The sequence below is a fragment of the Pseudoprevotella muciniphila genome (assembly GCF_003265305.2).
In the GTDB taxonomy this organism is placed as follows: domain Bacteria; phylum Bacteroidota; class Bacteroidia; order Bacteroidales; family Bacteroidaceae; genus Alloprevotella; species Alloprevotella muciniphila.
Genome location: NZ_CP033459.1, coordinates 1,167,531 through 1,192,393, shown reverse-complemented (window position 1 = coordinate 1,192,393; position 24,863 = coordinate 1,167,531). Strand labels below are relative to the sequence as shown.

Annotated in this window: 19 protein-coding genes and 1 pseudogene; 17 read left to right on the top strand and 3 right to left on the bottom strand. The window is 47.0% G+C overall.

Annotated elements, in window-relative coordinates:
* Positions 1 to 32 precede the first annotated feature (32 nt).
* Positions 33 to 644, top strand: a complete 612-nt coding sequence (locus tag C7Y71_RS04840; protein ID WP_317162431.1) for an outer membrane protein — start codon at positions 33 to 35, stop codon at positions 642 to 644.
* A 48-nt stretch (positions 645 to 692) separates the two neighbouring features.
* Positions 693 to 1,226 (top strand): hypothetical protein, encoded by a 534-nt coding sequence (locus C7Y71_RS04835; protein WP_146739307.1) that lies wholly within the window; start codon positions 693 to 695, stop codon positions 1,224 to 1,226.
* Between the two features lie 675 nt (positions 1,227 to 1,901).
* On the opposite strand, the gene C7Y71_RS04830 is transcribed toward C7Y71_RS04835, so the two are convergent.
* Complete coding sequence (locus C7Y71_RS04830) at positions 1,902 to 2,723, bottom strand: Fic family protein (protein ID WP_226943565.1); 822 nt, start codon at positions 2,721 to 2,723, stop codon at positions 1,902 to 1,904.
* A gap of 655 nt (positions 2,724 to 3,378) precedes the next feature.
* On the opposite strand from C7Y71_RS04830, the gene C7Y71_RS04825 reads away from it, so the two are divergent.
* The 14 genes from C7Y71_RS04825 (at position 3,379) to C7Y71_RS04760 (ending at position 17,017) form a co-directional block, all read left to right on the top strand.
* The gene (locus C7Y71_RS04825) at positions 3,379 to 4,086 is read left to right on the top strand and encodes a phosphatidylserine decarboxylase family protein (protein WP_111897434.1); all 708 of its coding nucleotides are present in this window, start codon (positions 3,379 to 3,381) and stop codon (positions 4,084 to 4,086) included.
* A complete protein-coding gene (locus C7Y71_RS04820) occupies positions 4,086 to 4,796 on the top strand; it encodes a CDP-alcohol phosphatidyltransferase family protein (protein ID WP_111897261.1) in 711 nt (236 codons plus the stop codon). The genes C7Y71_RS04825 and C7Y71_RS04820 overlap by 1 nt, the downstream gene beginning before the upstream one ends.
* An 18-nt stretch (positions 4,797 to 4,814) precedes the next feature.
* Positions 4,815 to 5,060 (top strand): hypothetical protein, encoded by a 246-nt coding sequence (locus C7Y71_RS04815; protein WP_146739306.1) that lies wholly within the window; start codon positions 4,815 to 4,817, stop codon positions 5,058 to 5,060.
* Positions 5,061 to 5,120: 60 nt separating this feature from the next.
* Positions 5,121 to 6,110: a glycosyltransferase gene (locus C7Y71_RS04810; protein WP_111897259.1), complete on the top strand. Its 990-nt coding sequence runs from the start codon at positions 5,121 to 5,123 to the stop codon at positions 6,108 to 6,110.
* A gap of 16 nt (positions 6,111 to 6,126) precedes the next feature.
* A complete protein-coding gene (gene radC, locus C7Y71_RS04805; RefSeq protein ID WP_111897258.1) occupies positions 6,127 to 6,822 on the top strand; it encodes a RadC family protein in 696 nt (231 codons plus the stop codon).
* 55 nt (positions 6,823 to 6,877) lie between these two features.
* Positions 6,878 to 7,198 (top strand): metal-sulfur cluster assembly factor, encoded by a 321-nt coding sequence (locus C7Y71_RS04800; RefSeq protein WP_111897257.1) that lies wholly within the window; start codon positions 6,878 to 6,880, stop codon positions 7,196 to 7,198.
* 53 nt (positions 7,199 to 7,251) lie between these two features.
* Positions 7,252 to 8,016, top strand: coding sequence for a UDP-2,3-diacylglucosamine diphosphatase (locus C7Y71_RS04795; RefSeq protein ID WP_111897256.1), 765 nt, complete (start codon positions 7,252 to 7,254; stop codon positions 8,014 to 8,016).
* A gap of 21 nt (positions 8,017 to 8,037) precedes the next feature.
* Positions 8,038 to 8,934 carry an ABC transporter ATP-binding protein gene (locus tag C7Y71_RS04790; RefSeq protein WP_111897255.1) on the top strand — a complete coding sequence of 299 codons (897 nt, stop codon included), beginning with the start codon at positions 8,038 to 8,040 and terminating at the stop codon, positions 8,932 to 8,934.
* A 57-nt stretch (positions 8,935 to 8,991) separates the two neighbouring features.
* A complete protein-coding gene (locus C7Y71_RS04785) occupies positions 8,992 to 10,299 on the top strand; it encodes an ABC transporter permease (RefSeq protein WP_111897254.1) in 1,308 nt (435 codons plus the stop codon).
* 30 nt (positions 10,300 to 10,329) lie between these two features.
* A complete protein-coding gene (locus C7Y71_RS04780) occupies positions 10,330 to 10,776 on the top strand; it encodes a nucleoside deaminase (protein WP_111897253.1) in 447 nt (148 codons plus the stop codon).
* A gap of 16 nt (positions 10,777 to 10,792) precedes the next feature.
* Positions 10,793 to 11,155 (top strand): YraN family protein, encoded by a 363-nt coding sequence (locus C7Y71_RS04775; RefSeq protein ID WP_111897252.1) that lies wholly within the window; start codon positions 10,793 to 10,795, stop codon positions 11,153 to 11,155.
* 34 nt (positions 11,156 to 11,189) lie between these two features.
* Positions 11,190 to 11,951, top strand: a complete 762-nt coding sequence (locus C7Y71_RS04770) for a biotin--[acetyl-CoA-carboxylase] ligase (RefSeq protein ID WP_193215974.1) — start codon at positions 11,190 to 11,192, stop codon at positions 11,949 to 11,951.
* The gene (locus tag C7Y71_RS04765; protein ID WP_111897250.1) at positions 11,948 to 13,246 is read left to right on the top strand and encodes an MATE family efflux transporter; all 1,299 of its coding nucleotides are present in this window, start codon (positions 11,948 to 11,950) and stop codon (positions 13,244 to 13,246) included. The genes C7Y71_RS04770 and C7Y71_RS04765 overlap by 4 nt, the downstream gene beginning before the upstream one ends.
* A 180-nt stretch (positions 13,247 to 13,426) precedes the next feature.
* A complete protein-coding gene (locus C7Y71_RS04760; protein WP_193215973.1) occupies positions 13,427 to 17,017 on the top strand; it encodes a glycosyl hydrolase family 95 catalytic domain-containing protein in 3,591 nt (1,196 codons plus the stop codon).
* A 2,148-nt stretch (positions 17,018 to 19,165) separates the two neighbouring features.
* Here C7Y71_RS04760 and C7Y71_RS12155 read toward each other — a convergent pair.
* Positions 19,166 to 19,411 (bottom strand): annotated as a pseudogene (locus C7Y71_RS12155) (GEVED domain-containing protein); the annotation flags it as partial.
* 867 nt (positions 19,412 to 20,278) lie between these two features.
* Positions 20,279 to 21,757 (bottom strand): alpha-L-fucosidase, encoded by a 1,479-nt coding sequence (locus C7Y71_RS04750; RefSeq protein WP_111897247.1) that lies wholly within the window; start codon positions 21,755 to 21,757, stop codon positions 20,279 to 20,281.
* A gap of 387 nt (positions 21,758 to 22,144) precedes the next feature.
* Here C7Y71_RS04750 and C7Y71_RS04745 point away from each other — a divergent pair, with 387 nt between their 5' ends.
* Positions 22,145 to 24,856, top strand: coding sequence for an Ig-like domain-containing protein (locus C7Y71_RS04745; RefSeq protein WP_111897246.1), 2,712 nt, complete (start codon positions 22,145 to 22,147; stop codon positions 24,854 to 24,856).
* Positions 24,857 to 24,863 lie beyond the last annotated feature (7 nt).

Genomic DNA, 24,863 nt, shown 5'->3' with positions numbered 1-24,863 from the left:
ATACAGTTCAAGGTGTAATTATTATAAATTAAATGGACGAAATGGATGATTGTCTGAAAGAAGTATTCACATATCTTTGTGCTATGTTTTATAAGTTTAACAAATTAAAAATTATTAAAATGAAAAAGTTTTTGACAGTTGCGATTTTCGTAATGCTTTGTGTGAACACCTTCGCACAAAAAGGAGATGTGGCCGTAGGTGCCAATTTTTCTTATGGTACTGAAATCAAAAACATTGGTTTTGGTGTTAAAGGACAATACAATTTCACTAATGCTTTACGGGCAGAACTCTCAGGTGATTATTTCTTAAAAAAAGACGGTCTGTCCATGTGGGATGTGAATCTTAACCTCCATTATCTGTTCCCTATTAGTGAGAAACTAAAGGTGTATCCTCTTGCAGGTGTCACGTTTACAAATTGGAAATATGATTTTTCTTCAATTTGTGGCGATTATTATTATGACGATTATTATTATGACGATTATGATGACTCTGATGATTCCGTAAGCAAATTTGGAGCTAATTTAGGAGGCGGTATTCAGTATAACTTGACAAGAAATCTTGTAATAAATGCAGAAGTAAAGTATCAACTTATTAATAGTTTCGACCAATTAGTCGTTGGTGTAGGGTTGGCATATAAGTTCTAGGATTGAGCCATCCTAAGCTATATATAGTAATTCTAAATTATAAATAAAATGAAAAAGTTTTTAAGTTTATTTGCTTTTGCAATGATAGCGGTATTCAGCCTATCGTTAGTTTCTTGTGGCGACGACGATGAGGGAGAAAACAATGAGTATAGCAGGTATGGACAAATAAATTATGGACAAATAAATATCAATGGGAAAGACTACGCTTGCTATGGCTATGGTATGCCAATAACGTATACATCATCATGGGAAGGTGGTACTCTGTCTATCTCACTCCCTCTTGGTGAATTGGCCGATGCAAAAAAAGGAGAGTACGATTTTGACTATATGGTATCCATTGATTGTTATGGAGGCAACAAACCTATGGTAGGTACAAATTTGGCAAACTATCCCGAAAAATACTTAACGGTAGTACTAGATGAAGCAAGTTCGGCTGATTATGAAAGTGGTTCTGCAATTGTGAAGTCCGTAAAAGATGATGATTACATAACAATTGAGTTCAAAAACTTTAAGTGTAAAGCAAGTAATTTACAATCGTACACGTTCAATGGTACAGTCAAACTTGATTACGATGTAGATTAGATGTAATTAATCGACTCTTTATCTTTTGGCAAAGTATCTAAAACATTACCAAAGGATGTTAGTTGTTTTTGAGTTATCTGGAATCGGACATGGCGTGTATCTCTGATATGCGTCATGTCTGTTTTTTTATATGGTAAGATAGGAAAAGTACTTTTCCAGGAGTTGTTCAATCTGGATTTCTCCTTTCGTTACTCGTTCGGCATCCAACTTTAGCATGCGCTCTCTGACAACATCTGTTCTTTCGTGCGACGTTATTCTGTTAAATTCGTCGCACATTATGCGATAAATTTGATTTCTATTTGTCGCATAGCTAAATTTATTCGGGTAAAAATTATTATTAAGAGGTGTCCTATAAATAAGGCTTGAATGATTCTTGAGTTTTTACACAATTCCGAGAATTTTACACTTATTGTTTTTACACCATTCCAAGGATTATTTTGCTGAATATTTACTCAACTTTCTGAAGTTGTTGAAGTTATCGCTTCGCTCGAAGTTAACGGCATTACCTTATGCTGATGCCTTTCTGTACTTTATTTTTTATCGGCCTAAAGCATCGTCTTTAACTCCTTTAACTTCGCTAACTTCATGCAAGTGGAACTTGCGGATTTTAAAATATTTACATCATTCCGTTGAATTACGAAAAAAGCGTCGGTTCATTGCTGGCGGCCTTTGTCGTCATACCTTGACGTATGCCGTAGAACGACCCACACCAACTTTCCTAATATACCCATCATCAAGCAATTTTTTGAGTACTCGTTCTATCGTCGTCAAACTAATGTCTGGGCACTGCTCCGCTATATTAGCCTTGCTGACTTTTCCAAGCTTTTTATCAAAAACGGCCCTCACACGATCGGCCTTTGACAAACGACGGTGGCGCAGGTGCGCCACTCGGTCTTCAAACTCTTTGTAGGCTTTAAGCAATACGCCCAAGTAGTATTTGACAAAAGGAGCGTAGTCGTTGCCATTGCTGTGCCACTTAGTTGATGATGCTTGTAGTGTTTCGTAGTATGTCTCCTTCGTGCGTTCAATGAGCATTTCAACGCTTATGTATTTGCCTACAATATAGCCAGACTGATACAATAGAAGCAGTGTCAACAGGCGACTCATTCTCCCGTTACCATCATTGAACGGATGGATGCAGAGAAAATCCAAAATGAACATTGGAACAAGAAGCAAAGGATCTATCTCTTTCTTTTCTTGCATCTCTGCCCAAGATTGACATAAGTTTTCCACTGCCTCTGGTGTTAGGTAGGCTGGTGTGGGTTGAAACCGGACGCGTCTAATCCCGTCTGAACCCTCTTCGGCTATGATATTGTCTGAGTTCTTAAACTGTCCGCCAATATCGCTGCTACTGAAGCTATACAAATCACGATGTAGTTGTAAGATGCTGTTCGGACGAACGGTAATGTATTCATAACTTTCGTGAATGGTGGCCAAAACCTCACGATAGCCTGCAATTTCCTCTTCGGATCTGTTGCGTGGCTCGGATTTATCCATGACCAAGGCCTCCAAACGTTCATCTGATGTGAAAATACCCTCTATCTTATTTGATGCTTTTGTACTTTGAATCTTGGCTAAATTCAATAAAGCAGATAAAACGTCAGGTTCGGCTTCTATAAATAGCTCCTGCCGACCTTTATGCTCATGAAGCGCAGAGAGCATTTGTACGATTTCGGGGGTTAGTAGCTCCTTTGTTGTACTCTCATATTTGAATGCGTGCATACGATATACTGTTTTTTTTGCCGCAAAGATAGTCGTTTTCTGCCTCATTAGAAAATTTGCTGCATCATTTGTCTGTTATTAGATGCAGAAAAAGAATTTTTGATGCAGAATAAGTGGATGTTTTATCCCAAATCGGTCATTAGACTTAATGTCAAAATATATACTGTTATGGCATAAGAGGCCATTAACCCCTTTTGTCGGTCTAATGACCGATTTGGGTTAAATTGCTAATATACACCATTCCAAGAAAGATTTGTCCTCCTATTTCTTATTCTTAGTTTTTTAGCTTTATTGCCCAGTTGTATAATAAAATTGTCCGATATTTCCGCAATTTGAGTTAAAATGATTATTTTTGCAGTTGGACTCTGTCTTAATGGCGCAGTTCGTGTGCTGTGTCGCTATGTGGATGGAGTCTTATAAGGAAAAGGTAATGGCAAAAACAAAAAGATTTAAGAAAGTGCGCCTTCATCAGGAGGGCACGCCGACACTCATTCTCTCGTTCGTTTCGTTTTTCGTGCTGAATGGGTTGGCATATCTGTTTTTCGGTATAAACTCGTGGGTGCTATATGTGGTTCTTGGCATCACTCTGGTGTTACTTGGTATCATTGTCAACTTCTTCCGGTGCCCCATCCGTGTGTTCGAGGACGAAACTGAGAATACCGTTGTTGCTCCCGCTGACGGTAAGGTGGTTGTAGTAGAGGAAGTAGATGAGAACGACTATTTCCACGACCGCCGTTTGATGATATCCGTCTTCATGTCCGTAACCAATGTTCATGCCAACTGGTTCCCCGTGGCTGGCCTGGTCAAGAAGGTAGTGCACCACAATGGTGCTTTCTACAAGGCTTGGCTGCCTAAGGCTTCAGAGCAGAATGAGCGTTCCGAGATTTTGATAGAGACTGATGCCGGCGACACCGTTCTGGTGCGTCAGGTGGCTGGTGCCGTAGCACGTCGCATCGTAACCTATCCCCGTGAGGGCGACCGTTGCTACATCGATGAGCATCTCGGTTTCATTAAGTTTGGCAGTCGTGTGGACGTATATCTGCCACTGAATTCAAAACCTCTTGTAAAAATTGGCGATAAGACGGTAGGTAACATCACCGTGATAGCAAAACTCAATTCATCCGAAACAGTAGAATAATGAAGAAGCACATTCCCAACATCATCACTTGCTGCAACCTGATTTGTGGTGCTTTTGCCACATATTGGGCATTTCGTGCGGACTACAGCATGGCGTTGGCTTTCATCATAACCGGTGCTGTGTTCGATTTCTTCGATGGTTTTGTTGCTCGTTTGCTCAATGTGTCCTCACCTATGGGCAAGGAACTCGACTCTCTGGCAGACGACATTACTTTCGGCATGGCTCCTGCGGCCATTGTGTTTTCTTTGCTCAAGAGTGTGCCTGTTCCTGATTCGGTGCAAGGTTTCTGCGACTATATCCCGTTTGCAGCCTTCCTTATTGCAGCCTTTTCGGGCTATCGCCTTGCCAAATTCAATCTCGACGAGCGTCAGACGTTAGGCTTTATCGGACTGCCGACTCCTGCCAATGCCCTGTTTTGGGCTTCACTGGCGTATTCTTATGAAACGGCTATAGAATCTTCTTCGAAAAGCATTTATTTCCTTTTGGCGGGAGTGCTGATTTCGTGCTGGTTACTGGTGTCAGAAGTGCCGATGTTTGCACTGAAGTTCAAGAGTTTCGGCGTGCGTGAGAATTTGCTTCGTTTTGTCTATATTCTGCTCTGCATCATCCTGCTCGTCTTCATGGGCTGGGCAGCCATTGTCTGGCTCATCGCGGTTTATATCGTGCTGTCGATATTTTTTGTCAGGCGACATCGCAGGGGTAGGGGATAATTATAACAAGTAAAGATTATGGGTAAGTTTTTGCTATTCGTATTGATGTTGATTTTGGCGGCAGTAATTTTCGTTGTCGTCATTTTAGCCAATATACTTGGTGGCTTTATGCGCTTGATTAAGGGATTGTTCGGCGGCATCGGAGCGAAAAATGCATCCTATAATGCCGGCAATCAGCAGCAAGCGAGCAAGCCGTCGGCAGATGAAAAGATTTTCAAGGAAGAAGACAAAGAGTACGTGGAATTTGAAGAAGTGGACAACTGATGTGGTTTAGGACTTATGGTTTTTACCGCGGTTGACCTACCATTATAAAAGCAGAGAGATATGCGATTTTCGATTATCATACCCGTTTTCAACCGTCCCGGCGAAGTGGATGAACTCTTGGCATCGCTCACTGGTCAGACGGTCAGCGATTTTGAGGTCATTGTTGTTGAGGACGGCTCTTCCGTGTCCTGTGAGGACGTCGTGGCGGGTTATGAAGACCGCCTTGACGTTCACTACTTCATGAAACCCAATTCGGGACCTGGGCAGAGCCGCAACTATGGTGTGGAACGTGCTCAGGGCGACTATGTGCTCATTCTCGACAGCGATGTGGTGCTGCCTGATATGTACATTTCCGAAGTGTCGAAAGAACTCGATGCGGATCCTTGTGATGCCTTCGGTGGACCAGACCGTGCCCATCCCGACTTCACTCGGATGCAGAAAGCCATCAACTATGGCATGACGTCCTTCTTCACTACGGGTGGCATACGCGGCGGCAAGAAAAAACTCGACAAGTTCTATCCGCGCTCGTTCAATATGGGTGTGAAGCGAGAAGTGTATTTGTCGCTCGGCGGTTTCTCTGAAATGCGTTTTGGCGAGGATATTGACTTCAGTACACGCATTTTCAAGGCGGGTCATTCGTGCCGCCTCTTCCCCGAAGCATGGGTATGGCACAAACGCCGGACCAATCTGAAGCGCTTCTTCAAACAGGTGCACAATTCGGGCATAGCACGCATCAACCTCACGCTGCGTCATCCCGGCACACTGAAACTCGTGCATCTTCTGCCTACGCTCTTCACCGTGGTTTGCGCGGTTTTGCTCATCGGCGAAGTGTTCTGCTTGTGGTCAATGGCACCATTAGTGCTTTTTGCACTTATCATCTTCATTGATGCTTCCATTAAGGAAAAGAGCATGGGGGTAGGTCTGCGAGCCATTGCTGCTGCATTCGTGCAACTTGTGGGCTACGGCACGGGCTTCATCCGCTCGTGGTGGCGCCGTATGGTGCTGAAGAAACCCGAGTTTGAGGCTTTCAAAAAAAATTTCTATAAATAACTCAATCAGACAGGTTATGGCAGCCATCAACGAATGGTCCGAGGACGATCGCCCGCGTGAAAAGATGATGAACCATGGTGCCCAGACGCTCTCTGATGCAGAGTTGCTCGCCATCCTTATAGGTTCCGGAACGACGAAGGAAAGTGCCGTTGACCTGATGAAGCGTGTGCTCCGCGACAACAACAACAGTCTGCGCAACATTGGCCGCCTCTCACTTGAGGAACTGTGCGAATACAAGGGTGTCGGACTCGCTAAGGCAGTTCGCATAAAGGCTGCATGCGAAATAGGATTGAGACGCGAAAAGGAAAATGCACAGCAGAGTGCCGAGATGAACTCACCTCAAGCCATCTATAACCACCTGCGGCCGAAGATAGCCGACCTCAGTGTAGAACACTTCTACTTGGTACTACTTGATGCTCACATGCGTATTATTCGCTCAAAACTCATCAGTGTGGGAGGAACGAAGAAGGTGATGATCGATTTCAGTGTGCTCTTTCGAGAGGCATTGCTCGGTAAGGCTTCCTCCATCGTAGTGGCACATAACCACCCGAATGGGTCGGAAAAGCCGAGCAGAGAAGACGATGAACTCACGAGGCGTATCTGTGAGACAGCCAAGACACTCGGCATCAACTTTATTGACCATATCGTCATGACCAACGAGCACTACTACAGTTACGCTCAAAACGGACGCATAATCAACCCAAAAGACTAATGAAGGCGAGAGAATGGGCGAAAAAAATAGTCCACATCGCTGAAAAGAAAAGACTATGACCACAGAAGAAAAGCAAGCACTGGAAGACCGCATCGTGGATGTGCTCCAGACCGTATATGACCCCGAGATACCTGTTGACGTGTACAACCTCGGACTAATATATCGCATAGAACTCGACGACGATGCCAAGTTGGAAGTGGACATGACGATGACTGCACCGAACTGTCCCCAAGCCGATTATATCATGGAAGACGTGCGGCTTCGCCTGGCAGGGATTGAAGGTATAAACAAAGTCAAGGTAAACCTCGTTTTTGAGCCCGAGTGGGACAAGGATATGATGTCGGAAGAGGCCAGACTGGTACTTGGCATGTTGTAGTGTCTTACTTGCAATGCTTTAATAATCAAGAATAAATATTTATATAAAATCTGATGAAACCCGTCTATTTCCTCTCCGATGCTCATTTTGGCTGCCGTGCCATTCATCATCAGCGCACACAGGAACGCCGCATGGTTACCTTCCTCGATGCCATCAAGACGAAGGCGGCGGCGGTGTATCTCATGGGCGACATCTTCGACTTTTGGTACGAATACAAGACAGTCGTGCCTCGCGGATATACCCGTCTGCTCGGCAAGATCAGCGAACTGACGGACATGGGTGTAGAAGTGCATTTCTTTGTAGGCAACCACGATTTGTGGATGACGGATTATCTGGAGAAGGAGTGCGGTGTAGTGATACATCACGAGCCCGTAACGATGGAGATTTATGGCAAGGAGTTCTATCTGGCTCATGGCGACGGACTCGGCACACGCAGCCGCAGTTTTAAGTTCTTGCGCTACATTTTCCATAATCGTGTATGCCAGGTCCTCTTTTCGTGTCTGCATCCCCGTTGGGCACTGGAACTGGGTCTGACGTGGGCAGAATACAGCCAGAAGAAGCATCAGCGTCAATTGCCGCCCCGCTTTATGGGCGAAGACAAAGAAGAACTTCTGGTCTATTCGCGAAAATATCTGGAGTCACATAATAACATCAACTATTTCGTGTATGGCCATCGCCACATCGAACTGGACTATCCGCTAAATGAGGATTCACGCATATTCATTGTAGGAGATTGGATAAATCTCTATACCTATCTTAAGTTTGATGGCGAAGAAATATCGCTCCACCGCTATGTGGAGGGTGAGACAAAGCCATAATCCTAAACGACTATTAAATATATGCTGACAGCAAACAATATACACAAATCCTTTGCCAACCATCGTGCCCTCGATGGTGTGTCGATAGAAGTGCCGAAAGGTTGCATCTTCGGTCTGCTCGGTCCTAACGGAGCAGGTAAGACCACCCTTATTCGTATCATCAACCGCATCACGCTTCCTGACGAAGGCGAAGTAACGTTTTCGGGTCATCCACTCTGTGCAGAGGACGTGGCAAATATTGGCTACTTGCCTGAGGAGCGCGGGCTGTATAAGAAGATGAAAGTGGGCGAGCAGGCTGTCTATCTTGCTCGCCTGAAGGGGCTGTCTTCAAAAGAAGCCGTGCAGCGTCTGCAGGCATGGTTCGAGAAATTTGGCATAGAGAACTGGTGGAACAAGAAACTTGAGGAACTCTCGAAGGGCATGCAGCAGAAAGTGCAGTTCATCACCACTGTGGTGCATCGCCCCGAACTCTTGATCTTCGACGAGCCGTTCAGTGGCTTCGATCCCGTTAATGCCGACTTGCTGAAGCGCGAGATTATGGCACTGCGCGATGAGGGGCATACCGTAATCTTCTCTACACACAACATGGCTTCGGTGGAGGAAATCTGTGATGAAATAGCCCTTGTCAATAAAGGCAAGATAGTGCTCTCGGGCAATGTCGGAGAGGTAAAGAGCCGCTTCAGGACAGGGCTTTACGAACTTCAGACCACCTCTGCTACTCCGCTTGCCGACACGGCTGCGTTTACCGTTGAGGACCGCTTCAACCACGGCGGACTGCAAGTTTATCGCCTCAGAAAAGTCGATGGTATCAGCAATTCCGATTTGGTCAGCCTTCTGGCTCAGCAGGTTGAAGTCCGCTCATTTGCAGAACAACTGCCTTCGATGAACGATATCTTTATCAAGACCGTTGATAGTTGACTGTTGTAAGTTCTCTCCTCTGAAAAAAGTTATAATAATAATCAAGATTAAAACGACGTGTCGAAAATACCAATAATCATACAGCGTGAATTTCTTTACCGCACGAAGAAGAAATCGTTTATCATCCTGACCATCCTGATGCCGTTTCTGTTTGCGGCATTGTTATTCGTGCCACTCTGGCTGTCGAGCATCAAGGACGACGCTCAGTTGCAAGTGGTGGTAATTGACCGCACGAACCTCTATGGCGATGTGTTTAAGTCGGATCAGCGTTTTGCCTTTGTTTACGACAAAGAGGTGCGCCCCGAGTATAAACAGAGCAATTCGTCCATCGAGGCAGTCGTGGAAATTTCCGATACGCTTGCCACTCACCCTGATGCCGTGCGCATTTCGTCGTGCAACGAAGTGTCGCAGGAGTTGCTGACCTACGTGAGCATGAAACTCAACGAGCGGACGCGTCAGGATAAGTTAAAAATGCACAACCTGCCCAATCTGGAGTCGATAATCACGGATGTGCAGCAGGGTCTCGACATCAAGACGGTGAAATGGAACGACAAAGGCGAGGAAAGTACATCGAATACGGGTATTGCCATCGCTGCCGGCTTCATCTTCACATTCTTGATTTACCTTTTCGTGATGTCGTACGGTGGTATGGTGATGCAGAGTGTGATGGAGGAGAAGACGAGCAGGATTGTGGAAATCATGGTGTCGTCTGTCAAGCCTTTTGAACTGATGATGGGCAAGATTATCGGTACGGCGCTTGTGGGTTTTGCCCAACTCCTGATATGGGGTGTGATGCTGGCAGCCATCATCTTTGTTAGTTCCTCGTTTTTTGGCAGTGCGCCTCCCGAGGCTGTTGTAGCAGGTGCACAGGGCATGGCTCCCGCTACTGTAAGTGTGTCGCAGATGAGCGAATCGCAACAGATGATGAGTGCCATAGTCAACCTGCCTTATCTTGAGATGGGTGTGCTGTTCGTGCTCTATTTCATTGGCGGCTATCTGCTCTATGCTTCGTTCTTTGCTGCAGTGGGCGCCAGTGTGACCCAGCAGGAGGACAGTTCACAGTTCATTATGCCAGTAATCATGCTGATGGTGTTCGGTATTTATGCCGCGATGTATAGTGTGGAGAATACCGACGGTCCGTTGGCTTTCTGGAGTTCCATGTTCCCGCTGACCTCTCCTATCGTGATGATGGTTCGCGTACCTTTCAATGTGCCCGTATGGCAAGAGGTGCTTTCGCTTGTTATCCTTTATGGCACGGCATTACTCTTTGTCTATGTAGGTGCGCGCATCTATCGTGTCGGCATTCTGATGTACGGCAAGAAGCCTTCAATAAAGGAGATATGTAAGTGGATTCGCTATAAATAACCGCTTCGGGAGTCAAAAAGGACAATTAAGATGCAGGAACAGGAAAAACTTGATGAACTCTTCATGCGCAAGGCTCTGGAGCAGGCTCAGATGGCTTGCGACAAGGGCGAGGTGCCTGTGGGCGCTGTTGTTGTGTGTCGCGAGCGGATTATAGCCCGTGCGCATAACCTGACAGAACTCCTGCGTGACGTGACGGCACATGCCGAGATGCAGGCCGTGACGGCAGCAGCAGATTCGCTCGGTGGGAAATATCTCGACAGTTGTACACTCTACGTTACGCTTGAACCCTGTACGATGTGTGCCGGTGCCCTTGGATGGGCACAACTCGGACGCCTCGTGTATGGTGCATCCGATGAAAAGCGCGGTTTCCGGAAATATGTCCCCGATGCCCTGCATCCTAAGACGGAAGTCGTGGCAGGGGTACTGGAAGACGAATGTGCGGTTTTGATAAAAGATTTCTTCAAAAAGAAACGCTGACCATTATTCCTGACGTATGCTGACGGAAGAGAAAAGACTGGGCGACCTCGGTGAACAACTTGCAGCCGAATATCTCGTGCTGGCGGATTATCGCATTCTGGAACGGAATTGGCGCTCGGGGCATCACGAGGTGGATATCATCGCCGAGTGGTTCGGCGAGATAGTTTTCGTTGAGGTGAAAACGCGCAGCAAGGGCGACTACCGCACGGCGCTCGAAGCCGTGGACCGCTCGAAGAGAAAGTTTCTTATCTCTTCTGCACGCCATTACTTGAGCATGCACAAACTCGACAATCCTTACCGCTTCGATGTCATCACCGTGGTGGGGGAGAGTGAGCCTTTTTCGGTCAGGCATTTCAAGTCGGCTTTCCTTGCTGAATAGCCTTTTTCCTAATTGTTTTATAAATCAGACTGTTTTGAAGCATATCCATCTCGCTGAGACTACTTCTACGATGCAAGCCGTTCGCGATGCTGATGAGCGTTTGGCGGCTGGCGGTGTTGTTGTGGTGAGCGCAGACTATCAAACATCTGGTCGCGGTCAGCGCGGCAACAGTTGGGAGTCGGAGCACGGTCAGAATTTGCTCTTCAGTATGACGTTTTGCCCCGTTGGTGTGCAAGCATCCCGGCAGTTTATGGTGAGCGAAGCCCTTTCCGTCTCCATTGTCGAAACTGTCCGTTCCATCGCTCCTTCTGTGTCAGCCACAGTGAAATGGCCCAACGATATTTACATTGGCGATTGCAAGGTGGCAGGCATACTGATTGAACACGATCTGCAGGGTGGCGAGATTCGTCGCACTATTGCCGGGGTGGGGTTAAACGTCAACCAAATGGTTTTTCGCTCTGATGCGCCCAACCCCGTGTCGTTGCGGCAGGTCTTTAGGCAGCAGTTCGATTGTAAAGTGCTGCTCGATGCTATTCTCGGCAAGTTTTTCGGTATGATGGGTTTGGAGGGCAAACGTGCCACAGCAACATCGGCAAGTGTTCATGCCACTTATATGCAACTGCTCTATCGCCGCAAAGGGCTGTTCCCATATCGTGCGGGGAGTGAGACTTTTATGGCAGAGATTGCCGATGTGTCGGCGAACGGCACCCTTTTGCTGCGCACTGCAGACGGAAAAGTGCGGCAGTTTGGTTTCAAGGAAGTGGAATTTGTCATCAAGCCTAACGACAAACTATGAAAGACCTTCGCCGTGAAATTCTGAACATAGCCATTCCGAGCATCGTCTCGAACATCACGGTACCATTGCTCGGGCTCGTTGATGTGGCGATAGTGGGTCATCTTGGTGCTGCATCATACATCGGTGCCATAGCCATCGGTGGCATGATCTTCAATATGGTCTATTGGCTGCTGGGCTTTCTCCGTATGGGCACGAGCGGCATGACGGCACAGGCGTATGGTGCTGGTCGTTTTGGTGAGGCAGAACAGACGTTGCGCCGTTCGATGACTGTGGCGATGGGTATGGCGCTTGTGCTGATAGTGTTGCAGAAGCCGCTTCTCGGCGCCATGCTCTGGTTCTACGATGCCCAGCCGCAGGTGGATGTCCTTGTGGAACAATATTTCAACATCCTCATCTGGGGTGCTCCGGCAGCGCTTGGTGTGAACAGCCTGAACGGTTGGTTTATCGGTATGCAGAATGCGCGTTATCCCATGACGGTGGCTATCGTGCAGAATGTAACGAACATTATCGCGAGCCTCTTTTTCGTCTTTGCCTTGGGTTGGAAAGTGGAGGGCGTGGCAGCCGGCACACTTGTGGCACAATGGACGGGACTGGTTCTTGCTGTCATCTTGGTACAACGTATGCCACAAATCAACGGTCGCAGGGCTTTTCGCCCCATCGCGGACATTCCGATGCGCTTTTTTAGTGTAAACCGCGACATTTTTCTCCGCACGCTGTGTCTTGTGGCAGTAACCGTAAGTTTCACCAAGGCGGGTGCTTCGATGGGTGAGGTTATACTCGCCGTGAATGCTGTGCTGATGGAGTTCTATCTGCTGGTATCGTACGTGATGGACGGTTTTGCCAATGCGGCAGAAGCCATCAGTGGTGCCGTGATGGGTGCCGGTGATCGAGGCAGGTTCCGTCTGCTCCTTCGACAGGTATTTACATACAGTGGTTTGCTGGCAGTGGTATTTACCCTGGTCTATGCATTGTTTGGAGGCGTCTTCGTGGGTTTACTGACGGACGATGCCGAAGTGACGGCTGTAGCCGCGACCTACTTACCGTATGCCGTGGCAGTGCCTGTCGTAGGGTTTGCTGCTTTCATCCTTGACGGCATCTTCGTGGGTACAACCAGTTCGGGCTATATGCTCTTCTCGGCTGCCATTGCTGCCGCCTTTTACTTTGCGGTATATTTTCTTTTTTCGCCAAGTTTTCAGAACCATGCGCTTTGGATGGCATTCCTTGTTTACATTGGTGCACGCGGCGTTGTGCAACTGGTACTTCTGCCTTCAGTACGACGAAAAATTGCTAAGTAAGGGCATTTTAAAGAAATTTTGGGCTATTAATTACTGCAGATGACAATTATTATTTATATTATTCGTATTTTTGCAGTGATTATAACGTTATAGATGAAGATGTCGTATTGTTTTGAGACTGAAATAGTTGCAGCAAACACTTGCTCGTTTTTTAATAAAAAGAAAAAATACACTATAAAAATGAAAAAATACTTACTTCTTTTGGTTTTGGTACTAAGCGTTTCTTTACTGAAAGCAGCGCCAACTGTGCCGACTTTTACCACAGCAGGTGATACCACTTGGTATTTCATCAAGTTTACTCAAGGTGGCAATTATTTGGCATCGCGTAAGACCAATGGCAGTGTGCTTAATACTGCCAGCGCAGGAGCAACTGTGGACAGTATGAAATGGTGTGTCATAGGCACAACAAGCAGTTTCCGCCTGTATAGCAAAACGGGTTACTATGCTGCCTACAATTCATCTTCAGACCGCTATGTGACATCCACTTCAGCCTATAATCTGAAGATGACCACCACTAGTCAGAATGCCGATTCATGGGATATAAGTCCTGTTTCCGACAATACGAATGCCATGAACCAATGGGGTGGGACAGGCAAAGGTGTACCTATTGGCGGTTGGAACACGAACGACGTCAACGATGCACTAAAATTTATCAAGGCAACACCCGAATTGCCCACTTTCAGCACATCTTCCAATCCTGTTTATTATTTTCTCCAATTTCCCAGGCAAGGAACGTTCTTTACGGATGCAGGAAGCGGAAATCTGGTAACAAAGAGTGGAAATGTGTATAATGACAATCAGTATAAATGGCGTCTGGAGGGTGGCAAGTCATCTTTCAAACTGGTCAGTGCAACAGGCAACTATCTGTATATTAACAATGGTTGGGCCTATACAACAAACACTGCAAACAATGCAACTACATTCAGTTTGAGGGAAAGTACGAACGCTGATTATTTCTTGTCCAGTTGGCAGATATATAATGGCAGTGGCGCTCTTAATAACTGGAGCGGGGGCAGCGATGCAAGAATAGGTGTGTGGAATTCTGATACCGATCCCGGCAACTGTGTGAAATTCACTGAAGTTTCGCAAATGGACTTCCCCGAATACCGAACAGAATCGAGTTCCACATATTCACCCGAACAACCGCTTTCGCTGTGGTACACCACACCGCCCAATCTTGCAGTAACAAGTGTGGATTTGTGGAAAGAATATGCCCTTCCGTTGGGAAATGGCCAGTTGGGTGCAACATTTTTCGGAAATGTGAAGAAAGAGCGCATCCAGTTCAATGAGAAGACGTTGTGGCAGGGTAGTAATACAAGTTATTCTGGCAGCAACGACTATGTGAACTTTGGCGACCTCTATATCGCTAATTTGGACAATAATGCTTTTGATGACTCATACTCAAAGAGCAGTACAGATTATTACAGGGTACTCGATCTGAAAGAAGCAACGGGTAAGGTACACTTTGCCAGTGCAACAACGGGGCAGACGTACGACCGGCAATATTTTGTAAGCAATCCTGACAATGTAATCGTGCTCAAACTGAGCAGTAGTGGTAGTCAGAATTACAGGTTGACTTTAGTTCCGGGTCAGAGTGTTACATCTACTTATAACGTGAGCAACGGCACTGCAACAATGGCATTCAGCGGTAATCTGAAGACCGTTAGTTATAGCGCTTATGCCAAAGTGGTGTCGGAAGGTGCTACGTTTACAAATGGCGGAACTTACATCGACATTTCTTCTCCCAACGATATTTACATCTTCTTGGCAGGAGGAACAAACTTCAGCAACGATCGCGCCAGTGAAAGTATATATACTTCAGGCTCTTTGACTCAAGTGACGACGGCTGTTCAGAATAGAGTGAATACCGCTTCGGCAAAGAGTTGGACGACACTCTACAACAGTCATGTGGCAGACTTCAAAAACTTTTTCGATCGTGTGAATTTCTCGATTGACGGGGCTGTGAACGATGAGCCGACAAACACGATGATTGACAATTACAACAGTTACAAGACAGGCAACTTGCCGCGTGCCACGATGCTCGAGCAGTTGTACTTTGCATACGGTCGCTATCTTGAGATTTCTTCGTCCAGGGGTGTCGATCTGCCCAACAATCTGCAAGGTATCTGGAACCACTCCAACACTCCGCCATGGGGCTCTGATATCCATGCCAATATCAATGTCCAGATGAACTATTGGCCTGCAGAACCTACGAACCTTTCCGAAATGCATCTCCCATTCCTGAATTACATCATCAAGATGGCAAATAGTCCTGAATGGAAGAGTAATATTACCGATCCACAGGTGGTCAAGAGCATATCCTATACACCCACACGCGGATGGACCTGTTTCACGGAGAATAACATTTTCGGCGGAGAAGGCGGTTTCGCACATTATTATTGCATCGCTAATGCTTGGTACGTTACCCACCTCTGGCAACATTATCGCTACACGATGGATACCAATTTCCTTGCAGAGGCTTTCCCTGCAATGCTTTCGGCAACACAGTTCTGGATTGATCGTCTGAAACTGGCTTCTGACGGCACATACGTATGTCCTCAGGAGTATTCACCGGAGCAGGGACCCTATGAAGACGGTGTGGCACATGCTCAGCAACTTGTGCGTGAACTCTTTGAGAATACACTTGCAGCGGATTCAATCCTTGGCACACAATCTACGATGAATTCGACAGACAGAGCCGCTTTGAAGGAACGTCTGAGTAAACTTGACCTCGGATTGCATACGGAGACTTACAGTGGCAATTGGGGTACAGGAAACCTCGCTGCCAATTCGACGATTTTGCGCGAATGGAAATATAGTGCTTATACTGCAGGTAGCAATGGGCATCGTCACCCGTCGCATTTGATGTGTCTATATCCCTTCAGTCAGGTGGAACCTGGTAGTCCGCTCTACGATGCAGCAGTCAATTCTCTACGTCTTCGTGGCGATGGTGCAACGGGATGGTCTATGGGCTGGAAGGTGAACCTTTGGGCGCGTGCACTCGATGGCGACCATGCACGCACTATTTTAGGCAACGCATTGTCTCACTGTAATGGCAGCACGAGCGGTGTGTTCTACAATCTGTTCGACGTACACTCTCCCAACTATTTCCAAATTGATGGTAACTTCGGTTCCTGTTCCGGTATCGGAGAAATGATTATGCAAGGGGCTACGGACACTATCCGCATTCTGCCGGCACTGCCCACGGCCTGGGCTTCCGGAAGCATGACGGGTATGAAGGCAGCAGGCAACTTTGAAGTCAATACAGCATGGCAGAACAATGCGCCGACTGAAGTTACAGTGAAGTCTGTTGTAGGCAGCCCGCTCAATCTCAAGTATGACAACATTGGCAACATGAAAATCTACGTTAACGATGTGAAGCAAGTGAAGGGCGTAGGTTTTACCACGATAGGCGACAATGTGATACACTTCAATTCCACTACACCCAACTCCACAATTAAGGTGGTGTTTGAAGAAGACACTGCCACTCTCATCGGCGATGCCGACATTAGCGGTAATGTTGATGTGGCTGACGTGGTAGCCTCCGTGAACTATATTCTCGGCAATGTTCCATCGGTTTTTTCAACCGATAATGCCAACACTGTTGCTGACACAGACATAGATGTTGCAGACCTCGTTATGATAGTGGAAATTATTCTTGGCAACTATGATCCCTATGCAAGTGATCTGCCTGCCGACTCTGGCAGTGAGACAGACGGCGGTGTCGATGACAATGGTGCCGGTGGCTGGGCACCTAAAATGAAGATTTAGGCAATTTCTGCGATTTTGCAAAGCCCGGTTCCTGAGGGTGCTTTATAACAAATCTTGCTGTATAGTTAAAAATGTTACTATACAGCAAGATTTTTCATTGTTTTTTCCTGACTTCGTCACTTTTTTTGAAAAAAGATAATTTAAAATGCAACTACCTAATAACCAGTTTGTTGTATTTTTTTACACCCTAATTTTGGGGTATGCAAAAAGTTTTTATTGTTGTTTGAAAAGAAAAACCATAATAGATTGAGATCCATAATAGATTGAGAAGTACGAATGTCATTGTTGCGCAAAAGTATAAGGAATTATTGGTGTCCGATAAACGGGCTGAAAGCCCCAAAAGCTCATAGCTCAGGACAACGTCCCGGGTGAATGTGATTAAAGGCATTGGCGCGCTGTAAGCACAAAAGCAGATATATAGGCAAAAAGTATAGGCGTAAATGCTTGATTCATAATGCTTTTGTCCTTTCAGGACGTACTCACCTACATTCATATACCCATGGCGTTGCCATGGGCTATGTGCTGTAAGGCTTTCAGCCTGATTCAGAACACCCCTAAAACTGACGCAACAAACTGAAAGAGCAGGCCCCCATAGATTACCCCACCCATAACGCACCCATATAGAAAGGCTTATGACTAAGTCCATAAAACTTTTACCGGACACCAATAAAAAACAATCGGGATTGTCTTCCATAGGAGGCAATCCCGATTCTCGTTTTATTGTCGAACGTCCGGTACTTTGTTGTTAAGGAACGTTCTGTTGGGGTGTTCTGTAATTTATTTCATAACCTTTTTACCATTGATAATGTAAACACCTTTTCCCGGGTTTACTACTCTGCGTCCCTGAAGGTCATAAATGACTTTGGGTAAATTGTTGCCACCGATAGCATTGATGCCTGTGGGTGCAGTGTAGGTTACGACAATAGCCAAATCGCCATCGATGATGTCTGCCGGAATGGTCAGTTCGCCATCGTAGATGTCTTGATATGTATATGTCTTGGTGAGCACTTGTGGCACGCTGTGGATAATGACCGGCTTAGCATCAAGGATACCATGGGTCACGGTGATTTTTTCCACCTCACAACCAGTTGCGGGCACAACTTTCAGGGTAAGTGCCTCGTTGAAGGGGACGGTGGTGCCATTCACAGGTTCGTCAAAAGGGTTGAGCACGTCTCCGTGTTCGCTTTCCACACTGACATTTACTTCAGAACCGCTGAAGACACGCAGACGAAAGTCGGCTATGCCACCGCCATTGTTAATGATGTGGTTATTAGAAGTTACGTTCCCGCCTGCATAGATTTCATTCCAGTCCACCTTGAAGCGGATGCGGTAGAAACCGTCTGCGAGGTTGGGAATGGTGAATGATGGCGGGTTGAGCACGTTGCGTTCAGAACCTGTAAGGTTGACACCATTGCTGTTGTAGCCGGATAGTCCGTTGGTGTTGTCGCCGCTCCAGAATGAGAAGGTCATCGCATCGCTGTTGTCGCTGATAACGCCATTGGTGATGTCGCCGGTGTCGAATACACCGTCTTGGCCCTTGTCGATATATACATAGCCGTGCATCCAACCACCGGTGTATGTAAACGTAGGAGTTACTTGTTCATCCGGCGCAACGAGAAAAGTCTGCGACATGTCTTCGTGATAGATTTTTTTGTCGTTGCTGATGTCCACTCTTTTGTTTGCCATAGTAACTGCATCAAGGTGGCGGTCGGAGCGGCTCATTGTGGCGTCATCTTCGATGTTGAGCGGATAGTCGTAAGTGATTTCCGTGCCCTTTTCCACGAAAAGACCTTCAATCACGATGTCGCCGTCCACCCATTCTGCAGGAATGGTGTAGCAGTCGTTTTCATCGAAATTCTTGCTCCATACATAGTGGTCCACATACTGCGGTGTGCTGTGTATGAGGCTGTCGCCGTCGAGGTTGTAACCGTGGCGCACACGCATGCCGTTGTATGCAAAGCCGTTTTCAGGATTGAGTTTAACGGTAAATGCCCTTCCGAACGGTGTGGTTGTCATGAGTGCACTGCCATCGCCGGAGAGCACTTCGCCGTTGCGGTTGTCTTCCTTAACAGAAACTTCGTCTTCGTGCACATTGAGTCGTACATCAACTATACCGCCACCATTAGACACGATGGAAGATGCACCACCCGGGTCAATGTCGTTCCAGTCGTCCTTGAAGCGCATGCGGTAGAAACCTTTGGGTGTGCCTTCGGGGATGTTGAACGATGGCATCGCGATGGTGTTGGCACTCGAATTTGTCAAACCACGGCTGTTCTTTCCCTGGTAGTTGGAGTATGTCATCAGGTCGCTGCCTTCTGCAGGAGTGCCGTCTTCGTTGATGTCGTAAGAGAACTTGCCGTCCTGTCCGTAGTCAATGTAGAGGAAACTGTTCATCCATGTGCCTTCGATGGTAATAGCACCTGTTACTGTCTGTCCGGCCTTGACGGGGAAGGTGTTTGCCATCATGTCGCGGTAAACGGGGTCGCCGCTCGTTGGGTCGGACGATACGGTTACAGTCTTACCACCCAACGATACCGTCTTGATACCTCGGTCGGAACGTGTGGCTTTGGTACTTTCCTTGTCAAAGTTGGTGGGATAGTCGTCATACTGTATAAGTGGAGCAGAACTTGTGTTCACCACAATCTGATCGATGTATGCCACGAAGTCCCGCTTGTGTTCGTGCGGCGATTCGCATTCCGGCACAACTACGAGGCTGTAGATGTCCACACCCGATACACCCTTGATGCCGAATACGGCATCGGTCCATCTGTTTGCTTTTATCGTAGTGGTTGATATTTCCCAGAACTGCTCGGTTTCAGGACTTTGACCAGCCCACTCCGGTTCACGGTGCTTTCCAAGTCCCATGAGCATCACGCGGCCCTCAATGGGGCGGTTGATGAGTACGTGCACATACTGTATGGTGGGTGAGAGCGAAAAGGGGGTCTTCAGGTCGATGCGTGCACCGAACTGGTTCGATCCGAAGCGTGAACGCTGTATGGCAAGTATTTTCTCTGTGGGGTTTGGTGCTTCGCCGATGACAGAGTCCACTTGGTTGAGGTGGTTGTCGATAACGGCGATGTTGCCTTTCAGTGTACCGCTGCGGAAGGGTGAGTTTTCCCATGAGTCGTAAACGCTGACGGCCTTGTAGTCGTCTGTGTCGAAGGTTACGCTTGCTGTCTGTGCTGCGGCAGCCATAGGCAGAGCCAATGCTGCGATGAGGGTATATTTCTTGAGTTTCATGACTTTGTTCATTTTTTAAGGTTAATATACCGATACCGTATGCAGCAGCGGGCATGCGCGGCTGTCAGTGATCTTGATACGTATTCCCTTCACATTGAAACCATTATCGTAACTGTTCGATGTGCTGCCATTGAGTGGGATAATTCTCTTATAACCGATGGTCGTGGTCTGTATGTTCGACGCACGCTGTGTCCATGTGGTGCCGTCGGCTGTGGTTTCTATGGTGAAACCTTTCACGCGCTGTCCCTTGCGGATGTACTCCTGAAGGGTTACGTAGTGCACGTTCTGCGGCTGATCCCAGGTGAGGGTAATGGTAGCCGCCTTCTGGCCGTCGTTGGTTGCCCAATAGGTGTTCTTGTCGCCGTCTATAAGGTTGCTTGCAGCGTAGTTGCCGCCTGTGCGTGTAACGTTTGCCGTGACGGTGGCTGTCTTAGCGAGGTCGGTGCCGAAGCGCGTTCTGAGTTTTTCGCCCAAATCGCAGAGTTGCACGGAGTCGGCATCAGTGAGACGTCCGGACATGTCGGGTGGGAAGTTGAGGATGAGTGTGGCGTTCCGTCCCACGGTCTTGAGATACATGTCGAAGAGCGTCTCGGAGTTCTTGGTGGTTTCGCCGTCATGCCAGAACCAACCGCCGCTTGTGGCTTTGGCATCGCTTTCGCTGGGCTTCCACTGCCATGCGGTCTCGCTTCCGCTAAGTCCGGAGCCCATGGACCACGTGGTTTCGTTGGTGTAGCCTGATTCCGTACCGCACCAGCGTGCTTCTCCGCCCACGCCCCAAAGGATGATGTCCGGGCAAACTTTGTGTACAGAGTCGCGCAAGTTGGGGATGTCGTAATAGTAGCTTTCGTCGATGGAACGGTTCTCATACGCACCTCCATAATAACCGGTACCTCCGTTGGCGCCGTCGAACCACATTTCAAACTGGTCGGTGCCGTACTGTGAGAGTTCGAAACACTGCTTGAGGAATACCTTTGTTACGTATTCATCAGTGCCGTAGTAGGCACTGTTCCTGTCCCACGGCGATATGTAGAAGCCATACTTCATGTCCAGTTTCTTTGCTGCCCTTACGAAAGCCTCCGGAATGTTGGTTTGCTTGGCGTAGGCATTGGATGAGTTCTGACAGTGGTGATCCGTCGTCTCTGTTGGCCACAAGCAGAAACCGTCATGGTGCTTCACTACTGCGATACCGCCTTTCATCTCTGCTTTCTTGCAAAGGCGGAGCCACTGTTCAGGGTCGGGCATCTGCGTGGGTGCAAAGAGGTTGACGTTCTCGTCACCATTGCCCCATTCCAGACCGGTGTAGGTGTTCATGCCGTAATGGAAGAAGGCATAGAATTCAGTCTCCTGCCATTTCATCTGGCGCTCCGAAGGCACGGGGAACACTTCCGCCGGCTCATTGTTCGGATTGCTCGGTGCTTCGTCTATCATCTCCAACTGACCGAACAGGGCAGACGGTAGAACGAATAGTCCGAGCGCGAAAATTATAGTAATTTTTTTCATTGTTTTTATTTGGGGTTAATGTTCTCTTTCAGATCTCATTCAGCATTGTCGGGGTGGGGCGGTGAGGTATCTTCTGTCCGCCCGCTTTTATTTCAGTTACAAATATAATACATTTTTTTAAGTTGGCAAGAGGTTTGTCGCAGGTGTTACCCCAGAATGTTCAGAATAGTCATAATAACGTAATGACGTAATGGTGTAATAATGAGAAACTCAGGGCGACGACCCCTATATATAAAGGAAGTCCGGTTTTCAATTACAATGTGGCAAGAAAAATGTTGGAAAAAACTTCTAAAACTTTGTCTATTTTCTTTTGCTTAATGACTAAAAATTTTTAATTTTGCAAATTGTATAGTTGTAGCATAACAATCAATCCAAAATAATATCATTATGAAAGAATTTTACAATTTTAGATTATTCCTGATGACGCTGTTTGTCGCGTTGGCAGGGACGGTCAGTGCTGAAACTGTAACGTTTACCGCTTCTTCTGATAAAGGTGCTATTTCCAATAGCAACGATGCAGGAGCAGATGGAGTTACAAAATCTGGCATTACCATCGCTTGTTCAAAAGGTACGATGGGCAATGGTTCTGATTATCGTATTTTTAAGAATGAGACATTAACCATTTCTTCTACCGTAGGTAACATTACGAAAGTGGAAATCACTGCAACATCAAGCAATCCTGCAAGTGGCTTTGGCTCTTTAGCTGGTTTTTCCACAAGTGGCAATAATGGAACTTGGGAAGGTGATGCTGAATCCGTAACTCTTACGGCTTCAGGCAAGCAGGTTCGTGCAACGCAGATAGTTGTAACCTACACGGCTTCGGGCAGTCAAAAGACATTTCCCAACTTGTCCTTTGACCCAACTTCAGTAACGATGACCATCGGTGAAACCTTCACTGCTCCTACGCTCAATAATGAACATGGCGTAGCCGTAACCTATCAGTCAACCAATACGGATGTAGCAACAGTAGATCCTTCAACAGGTGCAGTAACAGTTCTTGCAGTCGGTACGACAAACATTGAGGTTACTTCTGAAGAAGATGACGACTACGAGGCAGGTTATGCTTTTTATACCTTAACCGTAAATAAAATTGATCCCGCGTTGGCTTTCTCGGAAGGTTCTGTGCAAGTAACGCTCGGTGACGCCTTTACTGCTCCTACTCTGACAAATGCTTTAGGCATGACAGTAAGTTACGAATCGACCAATACTGGTGTGGCAACAGTTGATCCTACAACAGGTGCGGTTACCATCGTTGGTGCCGGTACAACCACTATTACGGCTACTTCTGCTGAAGATGCTACTCATAGCGCAGGTTCTGCTTCGTACAGCATTACAGTGCTCGATGCCGGCGCACACATTTATTGGAGCGAAGATTGGACAGGTGCCACAAACGAGACACCCACAGCATGGAACAGCGCATATACATATGAAGGTAGTGGAACAAAAGTATATACTACTCAGTTAGGTGCCGGTGGAGATGGTCCTGAACTTCTTATTGCTAAGGGTGGCGGTAGTCTTACATACGATGCCATCAATGTAGAAGGTCAAACAGGTACGCTGACATTCAGTTATAAGTCGAATAGGAGCAATTTGTCTGTTACGACAACTACTACAGGTGTAGAGATTTCTTCAGCAACCCATTCAGGAAGTACACATACCTATACCATAACTCTTCCCGATGCTGCAACAACTCTCTCTCTTACTATTACAAATTCATCAAGTAGCAATGCTCGTATCGACGACATCATGTTGGTAGGCGACTATTCTGCAACAAACCTTTTGGATGCAGAACTCGCATTCTCGGAAGCAACTGCTACCGTAACTCTCGGTGATGCGTTCACTGCTCCTACTCTGAGCAACCCGAATGGTCTGCCTGTAACTTACAGTTCTTCTAACGATGCTATTGCGACAGTTGATCCTCAAACCGGTGAGGTAACTCCCGTCGGTGTAGGTACTGCAACCATCACCGCTTCTTCTGAAGCAACTGATGTATTTAGAGCAGGTTCTGCTTCATACGAACTGACTGTAGAAAGCGCCGTGCCTACAACTTCTGCTACTTTCTGGAGCGAGGATTGGACTGGTGCAGCAGCAGACGATACCCCTGATGCAGTGAACAGTGCTTATACATACACAGACGGAAGCACCAGTACAAAGATTTATGAAGCGACACTTGCAGGAGGTGAGTCTCCAGAACTCCTTGTTAACAAGAGCGGTGGTAGCCTCACATACGATGCTATCAGCATCGCAGGCCATACAGGAACATTGACGCTGACCTATAAGGCAAATAACGATAATTTGACACTCACATCAGGCACAGAGGGTGCAAGTGTATCAAAAGAATCATATTCAAATGGCGTTGTTACATGGACCATTACCATTCCTACAACAACTTCTACATTGAGTCTGACCTTGGCTAATAGTAAAGGTGGCAATACTCGTATTGACGACATCCTCCTGACGAGCGAAGTTCCAAATCTTGGTGCCGGTTCATTTACTATTACTGCAGCCGGTTATGGTACATATTACACAGACCAACCGTTCATTATGCCTGAAGGCGCACAAGGTGCCGTGATTACTGAAGTGGGTACTCCCAACGGCGATGGCATTGCAAAGGCTACTGCAAACTGGAAGTACCAGGCCGGCAGTATCGTTCCTGCTTGTGAAGCACTCTTGGTGAAAGGCGAGGCTAAGGACTATGCTTATGTGTACACTGCAAGCACAGCAAGTGCAACTGCTGACAACCTTCTCCATGGTTCTACAGTAGCCGTTACGCCTACAGAGCCTGCAAACGGCTTGTTCTACATGCTTTCATACGGTAAAGGCGATAAGGCCGGTGTGCTCGGTTTCTACTATGCCAATGCTACCGGTGCTGCATTCGAAAGCCAGGCCAACAAATGCTGGCTTGCACTTGACAACAACACTGGTTCTGCTGTTCGCGGCTTGGTATTCGACTTCAACGACGACGTAACAGGCATCAACAGTGTTGGCACAACTGTGAACGGCGTGAATGTGGCTTACGATCTCCAGGGCCGTCGCGTAGTTGCTCCTAAGGCTGGCAACATCTACATTGTTAACGGCAAGAAAGTGCTTGTGAAATAAAAATGCA

Excerpts from the sequence above, each read along its gene's own strand:
- radC (WP_111897258.1), top strand. The coding sequence starts at position 6,127 with ATGGCAGCCATCAACGAATGGTCCGAGGACGATCGCCCGCGTGAAAAG.
- C7Y71_RS04800 (WP_111897257.1), top strand. The coding sequence starts at position 6,878 with ATGACCACAGAAGAAAAGCAAGCACTGGAAGACCGCATCGTGGATGTG.
- C7Y71_RS04750 (WP_111897247.1), bottom strand. The coding sequence starts at position 21,757 with ATGAAAAAAATTACTATAATTTTCGCGCTCGGACTATTCGTTCTACCG.
- C7Y71_RS04815 (WP_146739306.1), top strand. The coding sequence starts at position 4,815 with ATGGGTAAGTTTTTGCTATTCGTATTGATGTTGATTTTGGCGGCAGTA.
- C7Y71_RS04745 (WP_111897246.1), top strand. The coding sequence starts at position 22,145 with ATGAAAGAATTTTACAATTTTAGATTATTCCTGATGACGCTGTTTGTC.
- C7Y71_RS04765 (WP_111897250.1), top strand. The coding sequence starts at position 11,948 with ATGAAAGACCTTCGCCGTGAAATTCTGAACATAGCCATTCCGAGCATC.
- C7Y71_RS04830 (WP_226943565.1), bottom strand. The coding sequence starts at position 2,723 with ATGGATAAATCCGAGCCACGCAACAGATCCGAAGAGGAAATTGCAGGC.
- C7Y71_RS04780 (WP_111897253.1), top strand. The coding sequence starts at position 10,330 with ATGCAGGAACAGGAAAAACTTGATGAACTCTTCATGCGCAAGGCTCTG.
- C7Y71_RS04790 (WP_111897255.1), top strand. The coding sequence starts at position 8,038 with ATGCTGACAGCAAACAATATACACAAATCCTTTGCCAACCATCGTGCC.
- C7Y71_RS04825 (WP_111897434.1), top strand. The coding sequence starts at position 3,379 with ATGGCAAAAACAAAAAGATTTAAGAAAGTGCGCCTTCATCAGGAGGGC.
- C7Y71_RS04840 (WP_317162431.1), top strand. The coding sequence starts at position 33 with ATGGACGAAATGGATGATTGTCTGAAAGAAGTATTCACATATCTTTGT.
- C7Y71_RS04835 (WP_146739307.1), top strand. The coding sequence starts at position 693 with ATGAAAAAGTTTTTAAGTTTATTTGCTTTTGCAATGATAGCGGTATTC.
- C7Y71_RS04810 (WP_111897259.1), top strand. The coding sequence starts at position 5,121 with ATGCGATTTTCGATTATCATACCCGTTTTCAACCGTCCCGGCGAAGTG.
- C7Y71_RS04760 (WP_193215973.1), top strand. The coding sequence starts at position 13,427 with ATGAAAAAATACTTACTTCTTTTGGTTTTGGTACTAAGCGTTTCTTTA.
- C7Y71_RS04820 (WP_111897261.1), top strand. The coding sequence starts at position 4,086 with ATGAAGAAGCACATTCCCAACATCATCACTTGCTGCAACCTGATTTGT.
- C7Y71_RS04795 (WP_111897256.1), top strand. The coding sequence starts at position 7,252 with ATGAAACCCGTCTATTTCCTCTCCGATGCTCATTTTGGCTGCCGTGCC.
- C7Y71_RS04775 (WP_111897252.1), top strand. The coding sequence starts at position 10,793 with ATGCTGACGGAAGAGAAAAGACTGGGCGACCTCGGTGAACAACTTGCA.